Here is a 15610-nt window from a genome sequence, read left to right as displayed (position 1 = left end):
GCTCAATCCGGACGGTCGAGCGCGGCCAGCGCCCGGCGCAGTTGTTCGTCCGTCGCCAGCTCCACCGGGATCGCCACCACGTCCGCCTCGTCCAGCGGCGGTTCCAGCGTGGCGAACTGGCTGTCCAGCAGCGACACCGGCATGTAATGGCCCCGCCGCGCCGACATGCGCGTGGCGATCAGCGACGCGTCGCCCTGCAGGAACAGGAAGCGCAGCGGCAGGCCGGTGGCGCGCAGGCGGTCGCGGTGGCGCCGGCGCAGGCCGGAGAACGCCAACGCCACGCGCTCGCCGGTAGCCACGCGCCGCCCCAGGTCCGCGGCGATGCGCGCCACCCACGGCGCGCGCATGCGGTCGGTCAGCGGCAACCCGGAGGCCATCCGCGCCTTCGCGCGCGCGCTGTGGAAGTCATCGGCGTCGAGGAAGGTCGCCGGCCATTCCGCGGCGATGGCCTGCGCCAGCGTGGTCTTGCCGCTGCCGGACACGCCCATCACGATCGCCACCTGCGGCGTCATGCAGGCAGCTCCACCCGCACCGCGTAGCGGCGCCCGGCTTCCACCGCCGGCAGCAGGCCATCCTCCAGCAGCTGGCCGTCCACCGTGACGCGGGGCGCGGCCACGCCCGCCACGCGCTCGATCTCCACCTCGAACCCGGCGCCGCGGAACCGGCGCAGCACCTGCGCGCGCGGCCAGTGCGAAGGCAGCTGCGGGGCGATGCGCAGGCCGTCGCCTTCGCCGCGCAGACCGAACAGGCCTTCGACCAGGCAGCGGTACAGCCAGGCCGCGGTGCCGGTGTTGAACAGCTGGCTGGAACGCCCGGCGGTGCGCGGATGCAGGCGCCAGGCGCCGCGGTAATAGTTGGGCACGAACACCGGCAGCTGCCCGCGCTGCACGCAGTCCTGCGGATCGGGGCCGGCCAGCATCGCGCGCAGCGTGCGCCAGGCGCGGTCGGCTTCGCCGACGTGGTAGAGGCTGTGCAGGTAGAACGCCGCGGCGTGGTTGTAGACCGCGCCGTTCTCGGCCGAGCCCGGGAACTTCTGGGTCAGCCGGCCCACGTCCTCGCGCATGCCGGTGTAGGGCGGATCCAGCATCGCCACGCCCCAGGGCGAGACCAGCTGCGCGTCCACCGCCTCGAGCAGGCGCGCGCGCCTGGCCTCGTCGGCGGCGCCGCTGAGCATCGCCCAGCTCTGCGGGTTGAGGTAGATGCGGCCTTCGCTGTCGGCGCGCACGCCGAAGGCCACGCCGTCGTCGGTGATGCCGCGGCCGTACCAGTCGCCGTCCCACAGGTGCCGGTTCATCGCCGCGTTGAAGCCCTCGGCGCCGGCCTCGAACGCCGCCGCCTCGGCGACGCGGCCGTGGCGCGCGCAGATCCCGGCCCACAGCCGCAGCGCGTATGCGCTGGCCAGCGACAGCCAGCCGGAAACGCCGCGCCCCTTCCAGCCGACCATGTTCATCGGGTCGCACCAGTCGCCCTGCGCGATCCAGCTCAGCCCGCGTTCGTCGCGCTGGGCCAGCAACCAGCGCATCGCCCGGTCCAGGCGCGTGGCCACGTCGGCGTCCTCGCCGGTGCGGTCGCGCACGACCTCGCGCAGCAGGCCGGCGTCGCCGGTCTCGTCGAGGTAGGCCTGCAGGAACACCGGCAGCCACACGCAATGGTCGGTGTGCGGGACCTGGTTGATGTACTTCAGCTCGGCGCCTTCCACCAGCAGGATGCCGTCGGGCATCGCCCCGCCCGGTTCCTGCTGCGCCAGCGCGTGCAGGAACGCGGCGCGCGCCGTGGCCGGGCGCAGATAGGCCATGCCCATGTGGTCCTGCAGGAAGTTGCGGGTCTGCGGATCGGTGGTGAGGCGATTGGAATCGCCGTGGTAGAAGACCTGCCGCGGCAGCCAGTGGTTGGCGAACGCGTCCAGCCACGGATCCGGCGTGGCGATGCGCAGGCAGCCGCGGGCGTCGTGCAGGTACTCGTCGCAGGCCTTGGCCGCGGCGGCGAAGCCCTGCGCCGACAGGCAGCGCGCGCGCAACACCGCCACCTCCGCCTCATCGTGCGCGGGCGCGAACAGGAAGCGGAACTCCTCCACGCCTTCGGCCTCGAGGAACACCCGGTACTGCAGGATCGCCGCCGGCGTCTCGTAAAGCGCGTCGCCGCCGGCCAGGGTCTCGCGCACGACGATGGCATCCGGCGCGTGCAGCCCGCCCTCGCCCTCGAACGCGGCCTGGTTGGCTTCCCAGGCGTCGGGCACGCGCTCGTGCAACAGCACGGTCAGGTCCTTGAAATCGCGCTGGCGGAACCAGTCGGCAACCTTCTGGTACGGGGTGACGCTGCTGCACACGATCCCGCCCAGGTCCGGGCGGTAGGCGCCGGACTGGTTCATCCACGACATGTAGCCGACCGGGAAGTACGGATACAGGCTCAGCCGGCGGCGGCGGCCGGAGACGTTGCGCACGCGCAGCGTCCACAGCTCGGCCACCTCGTCCGGCGGCAGCGACACGCGCAGCTCCACCTCGATGCCGCCGCAGCGCACGGTCCAGCGCACGTCGGCCAGGCCTGCGGAGAAGGCGAAGGACTCCGGCGTGCGGTTCACCGGCGCGTGCGGCGCGGAGAACAGCGCGCCGTTCTCCTCGTCGCGCACGTAGCAGAAGCGGCCGGGATGGTGCGCGTAGTACGGCTGCTCCGGCTGCATGAAGGTCTTCGCCTCCAGCACCGGCGCGTGCGCGTACTTGGCCGGCTCCGGCTGCATGAACTGCGCGGTGGCGTAGCCACGGCAGTTGAGCTGCAGCAGCATGTGCCGGTTCCACAGGAAGGTGGACGCGTCCGGCATGGCGGTGGGGCTGTCCAGCACCACCCGGCGGCCGCCCTCCTCGAAGCGGCACGGCGCCCGGATCGCCGGCGGCGCGCTCATGCCGTCGCCTCCCGCCGCGCGTCCAGCTCGCCCTGGATCCGCGCCAGCGTGCGGTCGTCCAGTGGATAGGCCAGCATCACGGCCGCCGCCAGCAGCGCGACCACGCCGGGGATAACGGTCAGCAGCAGCGCGATGCCCAGCCGCGAGGCGTCGGTCTGCGCCTGGTTGGCGACGTAGCCCATGCCCGCCAGCACCCAGGCGATCATCGCCGAGGCCAGCGCGCCGCCCAGCTTCTGCGAGAACGTCGCCGCGGCGAAGGTCATCGCGGTGGCGCGGCGCCCGGTCTTCCACTCGGTGTAGTCGGCGCAGTCGGCGTACATCGAGAACGCCAGCGGCGACTTCGGCCCCACCAGCAGGCCGATGGCGATGTTCATCGCCAGCATCGCCCATACCGACGAAGGCGGTACCAGGTACATCGCGCAGCTGAGCACGCCGACCCCGGCCATCAGCCACATCAGCAGGTGCTTCTTGTCGACGAAGCGGGTCATCAGCGGCGTCGACGCCGCACCCACCGCCAGCGCCACCGAATAGGTGCCGAGGAACAGCCCGGTCAGCTCCGGCCGCTCCACGTGGTACTTGAGGTAGTACACCAGCGTGCCGCTGCGCATGACGATGGTGACCATGATGACCAGCGCCAGCACGAACAGCACCAGCCACGGCCGGTTGCGCAGCAGGTCGGCGATGTCCTGGCGCACGGCATGCCTGGCCACCGCCACCGGCTGGATCCGTTCGCGGGTCGTGCCGAACACGGTGGCGAAGCAGGCCACCGCGACCACGCCGTACAGGCCCAGGGTCAGCTGCCAGCCCAGCGCTTCGTCGCCGCCACCAAGCCAGCGCACCAGGTCCGGGGTCAGCCAGTTGACCACGGTGGTGCCGGCGAAGGCGGCGATGAAGCGGAAGCTGATCAGCGTGGTGCGCTGCTGGCTGTCGGCGGTCATCACCCCGGACAGCGCCGAGTAAGGCATCGCCAGCACGGTGTAGGCCAGCATCATCAGGGTGAAGGTCGCGTACGCCCAGGCCAGGCGCCCGCCCGGGCCGAAGTCGGGCACCGTCCAGGTGAGCACGCCAGCGCAGGCCAGCGGCAGCGCGCCGAACAGCAGCCAGGGGCGGAACCGGCCCCAGCGGCTGCGCGTGCGGTCGGCAATCGCGCCCATCACCGGGTCGGTGACCGCGTCGACCACCTTGGTGACCAGCATCATCGTGCCGACCGCGGCCGCGGCCAGGCCCATCACGTCGGTGTAGAAGATCAGCAGGAAGGCCGAGATGTTGGCCCAGTAGAGGTTGAAGCCGAAATCGCCGATGCCGTAGCCGATCTTCTCGCGCAGCGGCAGACGCACATCGGTGCCGCCCGCGTCCGTCCCGGTCCGTTCGTGGCCCATGGTCCCTCGCCCTGGAGTGGCGACGGCCGGCGGCGGGGACCATCGCCCGCCCGTACCCTCGTCTGCCTGACAGCGTTGTCGAGATTGCCGGCCCGGGGGCCCGCAGGCAAGGGCGTGCGCCGCACTCCGGCCATGCGCCGCAGTACACTCGGGCGTTCAAGGGAGGAGGCGCCCGTTGGTTCCGAGCTGGACCCTGCTGCTGGTGTCGGTCGGGTACGCCGCGCTGCTGTTCACGGTGGCGTGGTGGGGCGACCGCCGACCGATGTACCCCGACCGGCCGTGGCTGCGGCCGGTGGTCTACAGTCTCGCGCTGGCCGTGTACTGCTCCTCGTGGACCTTCTACGGCGCGGTCGGCAGCGCGGTGCGCAACGGCATCGGCTACCTGCCGATCTACCTGGGGCCGGTGCTGCTGCTCCTGTTCGGCTGGCGGATCATCGAACGCCTGGCACTGATCGCGCGCAGCCAGAACACCGTCTCCATCGCCGACTTCATCTCCGCCCGCTACGGCCGCTCGCGGCGGCTGGCGGCGCTGGTCACGGTGATCGCGCTGGTCGGCGTGATCCCGTACGTGGCCCTGCAGTTCAAGGCGGTGGCGATGAGCCTGACCGTGCTGTCGGGCCAGGACGCCGAGCAGGTCGACATCGCCGCCGACCCGGCGCTGTACGTGGCCCTGCTGATGGCGCTGTTCGCCGCGCTGTTCGGCACCCGCCAGGTCGACGCGACCGAGCACCACCACGGCATGATGCTGGCCATCGCGCTGGAGTCGCTGGTCAAGCTGGTGGCGATGGTGGCGGTGGGCGTGTTCGCCTGGAACTGGCTGGGCGGCAACCGGCTGCATATCGCCGAGTCGGCGCGCACGCTGTTCCAGGAGGCGCCGCCGGTGGGCTTCGTCGGGCAGACCCTGCTGAGCTTCCTGGCCATCGTCTGCCTGCCGCGCCAGTTCCAGGTGGCGGTGGTCGAATGCGGCGACGTGGCCGACATCCGCAAGGCGCGCTGGATGTTCAGCGGCTACCTGCTGCTGATCTCGGTGATGGTGGTGCCGATCGCCGCCGCCGGCGTCGTGCTGTTCGGCCCGGCCGGGCACGTCTCGAGCGACACCTTCGTGCTGGCACTGCCGCTGGCCGAAGGCCGCGACGCGCTGGCGCTGGCCGCCTATGTCGGCGGGTTCTCGGCGGCCACCGGCATGGTGATCGTGGCCAGCATCGCGCTGGCGACGATGGTCAGCAACGACCTGGTCATGCCGCTGCTGCTGCGCCGCGGCTGGGGCGAACGCCACGCCGCCGCGGACGTGGCCTCGCTGGTGCTGTGGGTGCGCCGCCTGGCGATCCTGCTGCTGGCGCTGTGCGCCTACGGCTACTACCGCTGGGTCGGTGGCGACACCACCCTGGCCGCCTATGGCCTGATGGCCTTCGCCGCGGTGGCGCAGTTCGCGCCGGGCCTGATCGGTGGCCTGTACTGGCGCGGCGCCAGCCGCCGCGGCGTGGAGTTCGGCCTGCTCGCCGGCTTCGCCACCTGGATCTACACGCTGCTGCTGCCGGCGCTCTCCAACTCCGGCCACCTCGATCCCTCCTGGATCGAGACCGGTCCGTTCGGCCTGCAGTGGCTGCGGCCGCAGCAGCTGTTCGGGCTCAGCGGCTGGGATCCGCTGACGCACGGCACGTTCTGGTCGCTGCTGCTCAACAGCGGCGTGATGATGGTGGTCTCGGCGCGCTGGCGCCCGGGTGTCGACGAGCGCCTGCGCATCGCTCCGTTCCTGGACCCGTACGCCGAGCGCCAGACCCTGGCGCCGGTGGAGTGGCCGGGCACGGTCAGCATCGGCGACCTGCAGGCGCTGGCGATCCGCATCGTCGGCGAACGCCACGCCCGCCGTGCCTTCGCCGACCAGGCCGTGACCCTCGGCCGCGAACTGCAGCCGACCGCGGCCGCCGACCGCGCCTGGATACAGTTCACCGAGCGCCTGCTGGCCGCCTCGATCGGCGCCGCCTCGGCGCGCCTGGTGCTGACCAGCGTGCTGCGCGGCTCGGGCATGCACCTGAGCGAGGTGATGGCGCTGCTGGACGAGGCCGGCCAGGAGCTGCGCTTCAACCGCGAGATCCTCTCCACCACGCTGGAGAACATCAGCGCCGGGGTCAGCGTGGTCGACCCGGACATGCGCCTGGTCGCCTGGAACGGCCGCTACCAGTCGATGTTCGGCTACCCGCCGGGCATGCTCTACGTCGGCCGCCCGGTCGCCGACCTGATCCGCTACAACGCCGAGCGCGGCGAACTGGGCGAAGGCGACATCGAACAGCACATCCGCAAGCGCATCGAGCACATGCGCGCCGGCACCCCGCACGTGTTCGAACGCGTGCGCAGCGACGGCACGGTGATCGAGATGCGCGGCCAGGCCCTGCCCGGCGGCGGCTACGTCACCAGCTACAACGACATCACCGCCTACAAGCACGCCGAGCAGGCGCTGCGCGAAGCCAACGAGACCCTGGAACAGCGCGTGGCCGAACGCACCCGCGAGGCCGAGCATGCGCAGCAGTCGCGCACCCGCTTCCTGGCGGCGATCAGCCACGACGTGCTGCAGCCGCTCAACGCCGCGCGCCTGTTCGCCTCGGCGCTGCGCGATGGTCGCCAGGATCCGGAGGAACAGCGCCACCTCGCCGAGCGCGTCGACGCCTCGCTGCGCGCGGCCGAGGAACTGCTCGACGGCCTGCTCGACGTCTCTCGCCTGGACACCGGCGCGCTGCAGGCCGAGATCACCGTGTTCGACGCCGCCGAACTGCTGCGCGACCTCGCCGCGCAGTACGCCCCGGTCGCCGCCGGCCGCGGCCTGGACCTGCGCGTGCATGCGCGCAGCTGCCCGGTGCGCAGCGACCGCCGCTTGCTGCGCCGCGTGCTGCAGAACTTCCTCGCCAACGCCCTGCGCTACACCCGCCAGGGCCGGATCGTGATGGGCATGCGCGTGCGCGGCAGCGCCGCGGTGCTGCAGGTCTGGGACACCGGCCCGGGCATCCCCGAGCAGCACATGCGCCAGATCTACGACGAGTTCCACCGCTACCAGCAACCGTTCGACTGGGGCGAGCGCGGCCTCGGCCTGGGCCTGTCGATCTGCCAGCGCATCTCGCGCCTGCTCGGGCACGGCCTGGACGCGCACAGCGTGGTCGGCCGCGGCAGCATGTTCTCGATCACCGTGCCGCGCGTGGACGCGCTGCCTGCCCCGCCGGTGCGCCCGCCCGGCGGCCTGCCCGCGTCCGGCTCGCTGGCCGGGCTGCGCGTGCTGTGCGTGGACAACGACAGCGAGATCCTCGACGGCATGCGCGTGCTGCTGTCGCGCTGGCAGGCGGTGGCGATCACCGCCAGCACGGTGGACGAGGCGCTGGCGCGCATGGCCGACAGCGCGCCGCAGGCCATGCTGGTCGACTACCACCTGCACGACCGCCTCGACGGCCTCGACACGCTGGATGCGTTGCGCGCCGCCGGCGGGCGCATCCCCGGCGCGCTGCTCACCGCCGACGGCCGCGACGAGCTCAAGCGGCAGGCGCGCCAGCGCGGCTACCGCCTGCTGACCAAGCCGGTGAAGCCGGCCTCCCTGCGCGCCTGGCTGGCGGCGCAGGCGGTCGCCTCGGAACGGGCGGACGCCGGCGCCTGAACCGGCGCGCTTGACCCTGGGGTCGCTTCAGGGTTTGCAATGGGCCGGCGCGTCCGTCGCGCGCCGGCTGCCCGCTTATCGCTGGCGCCCTCACGCCCCCTCGCCCATCCTGTCCGGCATGACCCGTCCCCCACGCCCGTCCATCCCCCCCCTTCCCGGCCCGGCCTCGCCCGGCCGGCGCCGCTTCGTGCAGGGCCTGGCCTTCGCCGGGCTGGCCGGCAGCGGCCTGCTGCGCCTGCCGGCGCACGCCGCCGGCGCGGCCGCGCCGGCCGAGCTGCGCGGCACCGCCTTCGACTTGGGCATCGGCGCCAGCCCGGTCAACATCACCGGCCGCGCCCGCCAGGCGATCACCGTCAACGGCAGCCTGCCGGCGCCGATCCTGCGCTGGCGCGAAGGCGACACGGTCACCGTGCGCGTGGCCAACCACCTGGCCGATGCCCCCACCTCGGTGCACTGGCACGGCATCCTGCTGCCGGCGAACATGGACGGCGTGCCGGGCATGAGCTTCGACGGCATCGCGCCGGGCGAGTCCTGGCTGTACCGGTTCACCCTCAGGCAGTCGGGCACGTACTGGTACCACAGCCATTCGCTGTTCCAGGAACAGGCCGGCCTGTATGGCGCGATCATCGTCGACCCGCTGCAGCCGCCGCCGTACCGTTACGACCGCGAACACGTGCTGCTGCTGTCGGACTGGACCGACCTGGAGCCGACGGCGCTGTTCCGCCGCCTGAAGAAGGCGCCGTCGTTCGACAACCACTACAAGCGCACCGCCGGCGATTTCCTGCGCGACGTGCGCGAGGACGGCTGGCGCGCCACCCTCGCCGACCGCGGCATGTGGGGACGGATGCGGATGACGCCCAGCGACCTGTCCGACGTCAACGGCCACACCTACACCTACCTGCTCAACGGCCTGCCGCCGGCCGGCAACTGGACCGGCCTGTTCCGCCCCGGCGAGAAGGTGCTGCTGCGCCTCATCAACGCCGGCGCGATGAGCTACTTCGACGTGCGCATCCCCGGGCTGAAGATGACCGTGGTCGCCGCCGACGGCCAGTACGTGCACCCGGTGACCGTGGACGAGCTGCGCATCGCCGCGGCCGAAACCTACGACGTGATCGTCGAGCCCTCCGGCCAGGACGCCTACACCATCTTCGCCCAGGACATGGGCCGCACCGGCTTCGCCCGCGGCACCCTTGCCGTGCAGCCGGGCCTGTCGGCACCCGTGCCCGTGCCCGATCCGCGGCCCCTGCTGACGATGGAGGACATGGCGCATGGCGACCCTGGCAGCCACGATGGCAAGGGCATGGAAGGCGGTTGCGGCGCGATGATGGCCGAGGGCGGCTGCGGCGCGGCCATGCACGGCGCGCATGCCGGGCATGCCGCGGCGAAGCCGGTGGTGCATCCGGCCAGCGAGGCCGGCAACCCGCTGGTGGACATGCAGTCCTCGCCCACCGGTCCGCGCCTGGACGATCCGGGCATCGGCCTGCGCGACAACGGCCGCCGCGTCCTCACCTATGCCGACCTGCGCAGCCTGTCCGGCGATCCCGACGGGCGCGATCCGGGGCGCGAGGTCGAGCTGCACCTGACCGGGCACATGGAGAAGTTCGCCTGGTCGTTCAACGGCATCCCCTTCGCGTCGGCCGAGCCGTTGCGGCTCAACTACGGGGAGCGCCTGCGCATCGTCCTGGTCAACGACACGATGATGCACCACCCCATCCACCTGCACGGCCTGTGGAGCGACGTGGAGGACGCCGAGGGCGCGTTCCAGGTGCGCAAGCACACCGTGGACATGCCGCCGGGCACGCGCCGCAGCTACCGCGTGCGCGCCGATGCGCTCGGCCGCTGGGCCTACCACTGCCACCTGCTCTATCACATGGAAGCGGGGATGATGCGCGAGGTGCGCGTGGAGGAGCGGGCATGAGCCGCGCCGGCACCACGCTCGCCCTGGCCATTGCGCTGGCGCTCGCGCCGGCGGCCGCGATGGCGCAGGAAACACATGCGCACCACCGGCACCACGGCGAAGGCGAGGAGACGACGGCGTCCCGCGGCGACACCGACACCCCCCACGCGGGCCACGAGGCGCACGCCGGAAACGCAGGACGGAACGTGCAGGACGACCACGCCGGCCATGATCCGCATGCCGGCCACGGAACGCAGGCCGCGTCGGCAGCGGACGCGCACGACCCACACGACGCGCACGACCCACATGGCGTGCATGAGTCGCACGGTTTGCATGGCGCGCAGGCATCGCACGCTGCGCGCGACGCGAATGCCGGCCATGCCATGGACGCCGCGGACCGTCCGGACACGACGGATCCGCACGCCGGCCACCCCATGCCGCAGGCCGCGCCGCTCGAGCCGTCCGAGCCGATCCCGGTACCCACCGACGCCGACCGCGCCGCCGCGTTCCCGCCGCTGGCGCACGCGCACGCCCACGGCGGCATCCACAGCCTGGTCCGCTTCAACCGCTTCGAGGCCTGGGACGCCGATCCCGGGCGCGGCCAGGCCTGGGAAGGCAAGGCCTGGATCGGCGGCGACGTGGACCGGCTATGGTTGCGCAGCGAGGGCGAGCGCGAGCACGGCCGCACCGGCTCGGCCGACCTGGAAGTGCTGTACGGGCACGGCGTCAGCGCCTGGTGGGACCTGCTGGTGGGCGTGCGCCACGACTTCAAGCCGGGCCCCTCGCAAAGCTGGGCGGCGATTGGCGTGCAGGGCATGGCGCCGTACAAGTTCGAGGTCAGCGTCACCGCCTACCTGGGCGAGCACGCGCACAGCGCGCTGCGCGCCGAGGTCGAGTACGAACTGCCGCTGACCCGCCGCCTGGTGCTGCAGCCGCTGGTGGAGGTGGAACTGCACGGCCGCAACGATCCGCGGCGCGGCATCGGCTCGGGCCTGTCCACGGCGGAGGCCGGCCTGCGCCTGCGCTACGAGCTCGACCGCCGCTTTGCCCCCTACCTGGGCCTGGTCCACGAACGCGCCTTCGGCGGCACCGCCGGGCACCGGCGCAGCGAAGGCGAACCGGTGCGCGACAGCCGCTGGGTGGTCGGCGTGCGCTGGTGGTTCTGAGGCCAGGCCACCCCGCCGCCCTGCGGCGCCGGGCAGTGGTCAGAATTTTCTTACCCCAGCGCGCGCAGTGATCCGATAGGCTCGGCCGATGGTTCCGGCTGATACTGTGTCGCCAGCAACGCGCGGCGCCGGCCATTGGCCCAGGCAGAACTTCCCGACGCGTGTCCCGCAAGGATGCGGGGCAGCTGGCCTCACACAGGTAAGGCTCCTCCCTAGGAGGCCCGTCATGGCCGAGCCCGTCATTTCCCTGCGCGAATGCGCCCAAGGCTGGCGCGTGTTCCAGGGCGAGAATCCCCTGTGCTGGTTCCCCAGCTACGACCAGGCCATGCGCACGGCGCGCGTGATCGCCTCGGTGCAGGCCGACATCCACGACGCCGACACGTCCATCGAGATGCGCCTGCTCGGCGAGCGGCCGGTGCTGGTGGCGACCTGCACGCCCGGCCATTAGGGCGGCGTGCCTCCGGGACGTCCCGTCAGTGGGTCGTCCCTTCGGCGAAAGCCACGGGCGGGCGGTACACCAGCACCGGGATGGACGAGTGCGTCAGCACCTTCTTCGCCTGGCTGCCCAGCAGCAACGCCTGCACGCCGCGGCGGCCGTGCGAGGCCATGAACACGAGGTCGCAGCCATGGTCCTGCGCCGCGGCGATGATCTGCGACCACGGCTCGTCGCCGCTGCGCGCCACCCGCGTGCAGGCCACGCCATGGGCCTCGACCCGCGCCTGCGCCGGATCCAGCACGCCGCGGCTGGCGTCGGCTTGCTGCCCTGCAATCGCGCGCGCCGCGTCGGCGGAGGCCACCGCGCCCACGCCCACGCAGGGCTGCGGCGCCGGCGGCGCGGCATGGAACAGGGTGATGCGGGAAGCGGAACCTTGTTGTATCCAACGTAGGCATGACGCCTGTCAGTGACGCCAAGGCCACGTGGTGGGCCCACCAGGATTCGAACCTGGAACCAAGGGATTATGAGTCCCCTGCTCTAACCGTTGAGCTATAGGCCCGGTGCTAGGGTGCTGAGTTTAGTGGAGCCGGGCCGGCGGCAACACATCCGGGCAAAAAGAAGGCCCCGCGCTGCGGGACCTTCCGGGTGACGCGTGCTGCGCTGCCTCAGTCGATGTCGAGGAACGAGCGCAGCTGCTCCGAACGGCTCGGGTGGCGCAGCTTGCGCAGGGCCTTGGCCTCGATCTGGCGGATGCGCTCGCGGGTGACGTCGAACTGCTTGCCCACTTCCTCGAGGGTGTGGTCGGTGTTCATGTCGATGCCGAAGCGCATGCGCAGCACCTTGGCTTCCCGCGGGGTCAGGCCGGCCAGCACGTCGCGGACGGTTTCCGACAGGTTGATGTTGGTGGTCGTATCGATCGGGGACTCCACGTTGGTGTCCTCGATGAAGTCGCCCAGGTGGGAGTCCTCGTCGTCGCCGATCGGGGTCTCCATGGAGATCGGCTCCTTGGCGATCTTCATGACCTTGCGGATCTTGTCCTCGGGCATGTCCATTTCCTTGGCCAGCTCCTCCGGCGTGGCCTCGCGGCCGTACTGCTGGAGCATCTGGCGGGAAATGCGGTTGAGCTTGTTGATCGTCTCGATCATGTGCACCGGGATGCGGATGGTGCGCGCCTGGTCGGCGATCGAGCGGGTGATCGCCTGGCGGATCCACCAGGTGGCGTAGGTCGAGAACTTGTAGCCGCGGCGGTACTCGAACTTGTCGACCGCCTTCATCAGGCCGATGTTGCCCTCCTGGATCAGGTCCAGGAACTGCAGGCCGCGGTTGGTGTACTTCTTGGCGATGGAGATCACCAGGCGGAGGTTGGCCTCGACCATCTCCTTCTTGGCCTTGCGCGCCTTGGCCTCGCCATAGGCCATCTGCCGGCTGATCTCCTTGATGTCGGCCAGGTCCAGGCACATGGCCTGCTCGATGGCGATGGTGGCCTGCTGCTCGGCGACGATCTGGTCCTTGACCTCGCGCAGCGCCGACGACCACTTCTGCTTGCGCTTGAGGACCTCGTCCACCCACTCCAGGTTGGTCTGGTTGCCTTCCCAGGCGCGGATGAAGTCCTTGCGCGGCATCTTCGCCACGTTGGTGGCCAGGTGCAGGACGCGGCGCTCGTGCTCCTTGATCTCGCCCATCACCTCGCGCAGCTTCCGCACCAGCGTGTCGGTCAGCGGCAGCGGCAGCTTGAAGGTGGAGAACAGCTCGGCCATGTCGGCGCGCAGCCTGATCACCTTCTTGTCCCGGGCGCCGCCCTTGGCGTGGGCCTTCTTGAACTTGGCGTACTCGGCGGCCAGCGCTTCCATGCGGCGCGCGACCTCGGCCGGGTCCGGACCGGTCGGGCCGGCATCGGCCTCGTCGTCGGTGGCGACCTCTTCCTCGTCGTCATCGTCGGCATCGGCGTCGGCGACGTCCTCGACCGGCAGCGGTGCCGGCTCCGGGGTTTCCTCGACCAGGTCGTTGAAGCCCACGACGACTTCGGCCAAGCGCTTCTTGCCGGCCTTGTGCAGTTCGTATTCCTCGAGCAGCAGCTCGATCGACCACGGGAAGCTGCCCAGCGCGGCCTGGACCTGGCCGAGGCCTTCCTCGATGCGCTTGGCGATGGCGATCTCGCCTTCGCGGGTCAGCAGCTCGACCGTGCCCATCTCGCGCATGTACATGCGCACCGGGTCGGTGGTGCGGCCGCCTTCGGAGTCGAGCGCGGTCAGCGCGGCGGCGGCCTCCTCGGCGGCGGTATCGTCGATCTCGCGGTTGCCGGTGTTGCCGTCGTTGAGCAGCAGGGTCTCGGCATCGGGCGCAACCTCATGGACATCGATGCCCATGCCGTTGATCATGCCGATGATGTCTTCGATCTGCTCCGGATCGACCAGGTCGTCGGGCAGGTGGTCATTGACCTCGGCGTAGGTCAGATAACCCTGCTCCAGGCCCTTGCTGATGAGCTGCTTGATTTCGGATTGCTGGGCTGGACGTTCGTTGGCCATGTGCGGCGCCACCGGTCTCGAAGGGGTGAAGTGAACCTAGCATTATAACAGGCCGAGGGGCACTGGACCCTTCCGGCCTTTCACATCAACGACTTGCGGCAGCTTCCATTCAGCCGTTTCAGGCCCTGAGGAGGAAGGTGACCGGGCCGTCGTTTACCAGGCTGACCGCCATATGGGCGCCGAAGCGCCCGGTTTCCACCCTTCCGGGGTGGGCTGACCGGCAGCGTTCGACCAGCTGGTTGAAGACGCGTTCAGCCTCCTCGGGCGGGGCCGCGGTGCTGAAGCCCGGGCGCATCCCGGAACTGGTGTCGGCGGCCAGGGTGAACTGGCTGACGAGCAGCAGTCCACCCCCGGTATCGGCCAGCGAACGGTTCATCCTGCCGGCATCGTCGGCGAAAACGCGGTAACCGAGCAGGCGCTGGGCCATCCGTTCAAGCTGCGCCGGCCCGTCGCCCGGCTGCACCCCGACCAGGGCCAGCAGTCCCCCGTCGATCTCGCCGACGGTCTGGCCGTCGACCTGGACCGAGGCACGGGTGACACGCTGGATCAGGGCAAGCATCGGGTACGGACTCCTGGCGGGACGCGCACCAGCATCGGGCCCTGGCCGGCACCCTGTCATCCCCTTTGGGGCGCCCTCGCGGGGGCGGGTTGCCCGCCGCGGCTAAACTTGGCGGATGTCCACACGATCCCGCGCCCGATTCCTTGTCTTCCTGGCCAGCCTGCTGGGCCGTCTCCCCTGGCCGGTGGTGTACCGGCTGGGCGACCTGGTGGCCTGGAGCTGGCGCCGGGGCGACGTGCGCGAAGCCCGGGTGGCGCGACGCAACCTCGAGCTGGCCTTCCCCGAACTTTCCGCGGACGCCCGCGAGACCTTGCGCCGCCAGGTGCTGCGCACCACCGCCCGCCAGGCGCTGGAGACGCTCAAGCTGTGGACCCGGCCGCCGGCGCACAACCTCGACCACCTGCTGCGCGAACGCCACGGCGAAGCGCTGTACGACGCAGCCTTGGCCGCCGGGAAGGGCGTGATCGTCGCCGCCCCGCACTTCGGCAACTGGGAACTGCTCAACCAGTGGCTGGCCTCGCGCGGGCAGATCGCCATCGTCTACCGCCCGCCGGAGTCGGCGGTGGGCGACGAGTTCCTGCAGCTGGTGCGCGGGGTCGACAACGTGCGCCAGGTCCGCGCCGAAGGCCCGGCCGTGCGCCAGTTGTGGAAGGTGCTGAAGGACGGCGGCGCGGTCGGCATCCTGCCGGACCAGCAGCCCAAGGCCGGCGACGGCGAGTTCTCGCCGTTCTTCGGCGTGGAGGCGCTGACCATGACGTTGCTGTCGCGGCTGGCCGAACGTACCGGCGCGCCGGTGCTGCTGGCCTGGTGCGAACGCATCGGCGATGGCCCGCAGTTCGCCCTGCACGTGGAACCGGCGCCGGCGGCGATCGCCGACGCGGATCCGAAGGTGGCGGTGGGATGCCTCAATGCCGAGGTCGAGCGCATCGCCCGCCGCGCGCCGGCGCAGTACCAGTGGACCTACAAGCGCTACACCCTGCGCCCGCCCGGCAGCGGCGAGGTCAATCCGTACGAGACCCGTGAGTGGGCCAAGCGGCCGGCGTGAGCGCCGCCGTTGCCCTTGCGGAGTGCCGGTGTACTCAAGCTGGGCCGTGAACGCTTACGATCCTGTCATC

The 15610-nt window shown here is 71.2% G+C and carries 12 protein-coding genes and 1 tRNA gene; 5 read left to right on the top strand and 8 right to left on the bottom strand.

The window, feature by feature from the left end; genetic code table 11:
- Window positions 1–2: 2 nt before the first annotated feature.
- The 3 genes from PSEJ35_RS0103305 to PSEJ35_RS0103295 all read right to left on the bottom strand — a co-directional run bounded on the left by PSEJ35_RS0103305 (window position 3) and on the right by PSEJ35_RS0103295 (window position 4275).
- Window positions 3–512: a gluconokinase, GntK/IdnK-type gene (locus tag PSEJ35_RS0103305; protein ID WP_232207566.1), complete on the bottom strand. Its 510-nt coding sequence runs from the start codon at window positions 510–512 to the stop codon at window positions 3–5.
- On the bottom strand, window positions 509–2815 hold the full coding sequence (locus tag PSEJ35_RS0103300; RefSeq protein ID WP_232207573.1) for an NdvB protein: 2307 nt from the start codon (window positions 2813–2815) through the stop codon (window positions 509–511). The genes PSEJ35_RS0103305 and PSEJ35_RS0103300 overlap by 4 nt, the downstream gene beginning before the upstream one ends.
- Window positions 2816–2892: 77 nt before the next feature.
- Window positions 2893–4275, bottom strand: coding sequence for an MFS transporter (locus tag PSEJ35_RS0103295; RefSeq protein ID WP_051412456.1), 1383 nt, complete (start codon window positions 4273–4275; stop codon window positions 2893–2895).
- Window positions 4276–4450: 175 nt separating this feature from the next.
- Between PSEJ35_RS0103295 and PSEJ35_RS0103290 the strand changes: the two genes are divergently transcribed.
- A complete protein-coding gene (locus PSEJ35_RS0103290; protein WP_028916551.1) occupies window positions 4451–7912 on the top strand; it encodes a PAS domain-containing hybrid sensor histidine kinase/response regulator in 3462 nt (1153 codons plus the stop codon).
- A 118-nt stretch (window positions 7913–8030) separates the two neighbouring features.
- Complete coding sequence (locus PSEJ35_RS0103285; RefSeq protein WP_051412455.1) at window positions 8031–9830, top strand: copper resistance system multicopper oxidase; 1800 nt, start codon at window positions 8031–8033, stop codon at window positions 9828–9830.
- Here PSEJ35_RS0103285 and PSEJ35_RS17835 read toward each other — a convergent pair.
- Window positions 9779–10189 (bottom strand): hypothetical protein, encoded by a 411-nt coding sequence (locus PSEJ35_RS17835; protein ID WP_343122508.1) that lies wholly within the window; start codon window positions 10187–10189, stop codon window positions 9779–9781. The genes PSEJ35_RS0103285 and PSEJ35_RS17835 overlap by 52 nt on opposite strands.
- A gap of 3 nt (window positions 10190–10192) precedes the next feature.
- Here PSEJ35_RS17835 and PSEJ35_RS0103280 point away from each other — a divergent pair, with 3 nt between their 5' ends.
- Both PSEJ35_RS0103280 and PSEJ35_RS0103275 read left to right on the top strand, forming a co-directional pair.
- On the top strand, window positions 10193–10975 hold the full coding sequence (locus tag PSEJ35_RS0103280; RefSeq protein WP_343122507.1) for a copper resistance protein B: 783 nt from the start codon (window positions 10193–10195) through the stop codon (window positions 10973–10975).
- Window positions 10976–11201: 226 nt separating this feature from the next.
- Window positions 11202–11423 (top strand): hypothetical protein, encoded by a 222-nt coding sequence (locus PSEJ35_RS0103275; RefSeq protein ID WP_028916548.1) that lies wholly within the window; start codon window positions 11202–11204, stop codon window positions 11421–11423.
- A 25-nt stretch (window positions 11424–11448) separates the two neighbouring features.
- On the opposite strand, the gene PSEJ35_RS16800 is transcribed toward PSEJ35_RS0103275, so the two are convergent.
- The 4 genes from PSEJ35_RS16800 to dtd all read right to left on the bottom strand — a co-directional run bounded on the left by PSEJ35_RS16800 (window position 11449) and on the right by dtd (window position 14495).
- Window positions 11449–11829 (bottom strand): universal stress protein, encoded by a 381-nt coding sequence (locus tag PSEJ35_RS16800; RefSeq protein WP_255326717.1) that lies wholly within the window; start codon window positions 11827–11829, stop codon window positions 11449–11451.
- 65 nt (window positions 11830–11894) lie between these two features.
- Window positions 11895–11970 (bottom strand) — tRNA-Ile (locus PSEJ35_RS0103265).
- A 106-nt stretch (window positions 11971–12076) separates the two neighbouring features.
- Window positions 12077–13936: an RNA polymerase sigma factor RpoD gene (gene rpoD, locus PSEJ35_RS0103260; RefSeq protein ID WP_028916547.1), complete on the bottom strand. Its 1860-nt coding sequence runs from the start codon at window positions 13934–13936 to the stop codon at window positions 12077–12079.
- A gap of 118 nt (window positions 13937–14054) precedes the next feature.
- The gene (dtd, locus tag PSEJ35_RS0103255) at window positions 14055–14495 is read right to left on the bottom strand and encodes a D-aminoacyl-tRNA deacylase (RefSeq protein ID WP_028916546.1); all 441 of its coding nucleotides are present in this window, start codon (window positions 14493–14495) and stop codon (window positions 14055–14057) included.
- Window positions 14496–14610: 115 nt separating this feature from the next.
- On the opposite strand from dtd, the gene PSEJ35_RS0103250 reads away from it, so the two are divergent.
- Window positions 14611–15540 (top strand): lauroyl acyltransferase, encoded by a 930-nt coding sequence (locus PSEJ35_RS0103250; RefSeq protein ID WP_028916545.1) that lies wholly within the window; start codon window positions 14611–14613, stop codon window positions 15538–15540.
- The last annotated feature ends 70 nt before the right edge of the window (window positions 15541–15610 follow it).

The sequence above is a fragment of the Pseudoxanthomonas sp. J35 genome, assembly GCF_000513995.1.
Classification (GTDB): domain Bacteria; phylum Pseudomonadota; class Gammaproteobacteria; order Xanthomonadales; family Xanthomonadaceae; genus Pseudoxanthomonas.
This window is presented reverse-complemented; position numbering and strand designations above follow the sequence as displayed.

Coding starts and splice junctions, on each gene's coding strand:
- PSEJ35_RS0103305 (WP_232207566.1), bottom strand. CDS start 512: ATGACGCCGCAGGTGGCGATCGTGATGGGCGTGTCCGGCAGCGGCAAG.
- PSEJ35_RS0103300 (WP_232207573.1), bottom strand. CDS start 2,815: ATGCCGGACGCGTCCACCTTCCTGTGGAACCGGCACATGCTGCTGCAG.
- PSEJ35_RS0103295 (WP_051412456.1), bottom strand. CDS start 4,275: ATGGGCCACGAACGGACCGGGACGGACGCGGGCGGCACCGATGTGCGT.
- PSEJ35_RS0103285 (WP_051412455.1), top strand. CDS start 8,031: ATGACCCGTCCCCCACGCCCGTCCATCCCCCCCCTTCCCGGCCCGGCC.
- PSEJ35_RS17835 (WP_343122508.1), bottom strand. CDS start 10,189: ATGGCCGGCATTCGCGTCGCGCGCAGCGTGCGATGCCTGCGCGCCATG.
- PSEJ35_RS0103280 (WP_343122507.1), top strand. CDS start 10,193: ATGGACGCCGCGGACCGTCCGGACACGACGGATCCGCACGCCGGCCAC.
- PSEJ35_RS0103275 (WP_028916548.1), top strand. CDS start 11,202: ATGGCCGAGCCCGTCATTTCCCTGCGCGAATGCGCCCAAGGCTGGCGC.
- rpoD (WP_028916547.1), bottom strand. CDS start 13,936: ATGGCCAACGAACGTCCAGCCCAGCAATCCGAAATCAAGCAGCTCATC.
- dtd (WP_028916546.1), bottom strand. CDS start 14,495: ATGCTTGCCCTGATCCAGCGTGTCACCCGTGCCTCGGTCCAGGTCGAC.
- PSEJ35_RS0103250 (WP_028916545.1), top strand. CDS start 14,611: ATGTCCACACGATCCCGCGCCCGATTCCTTGTCTTCCTGGCCAGCCTG.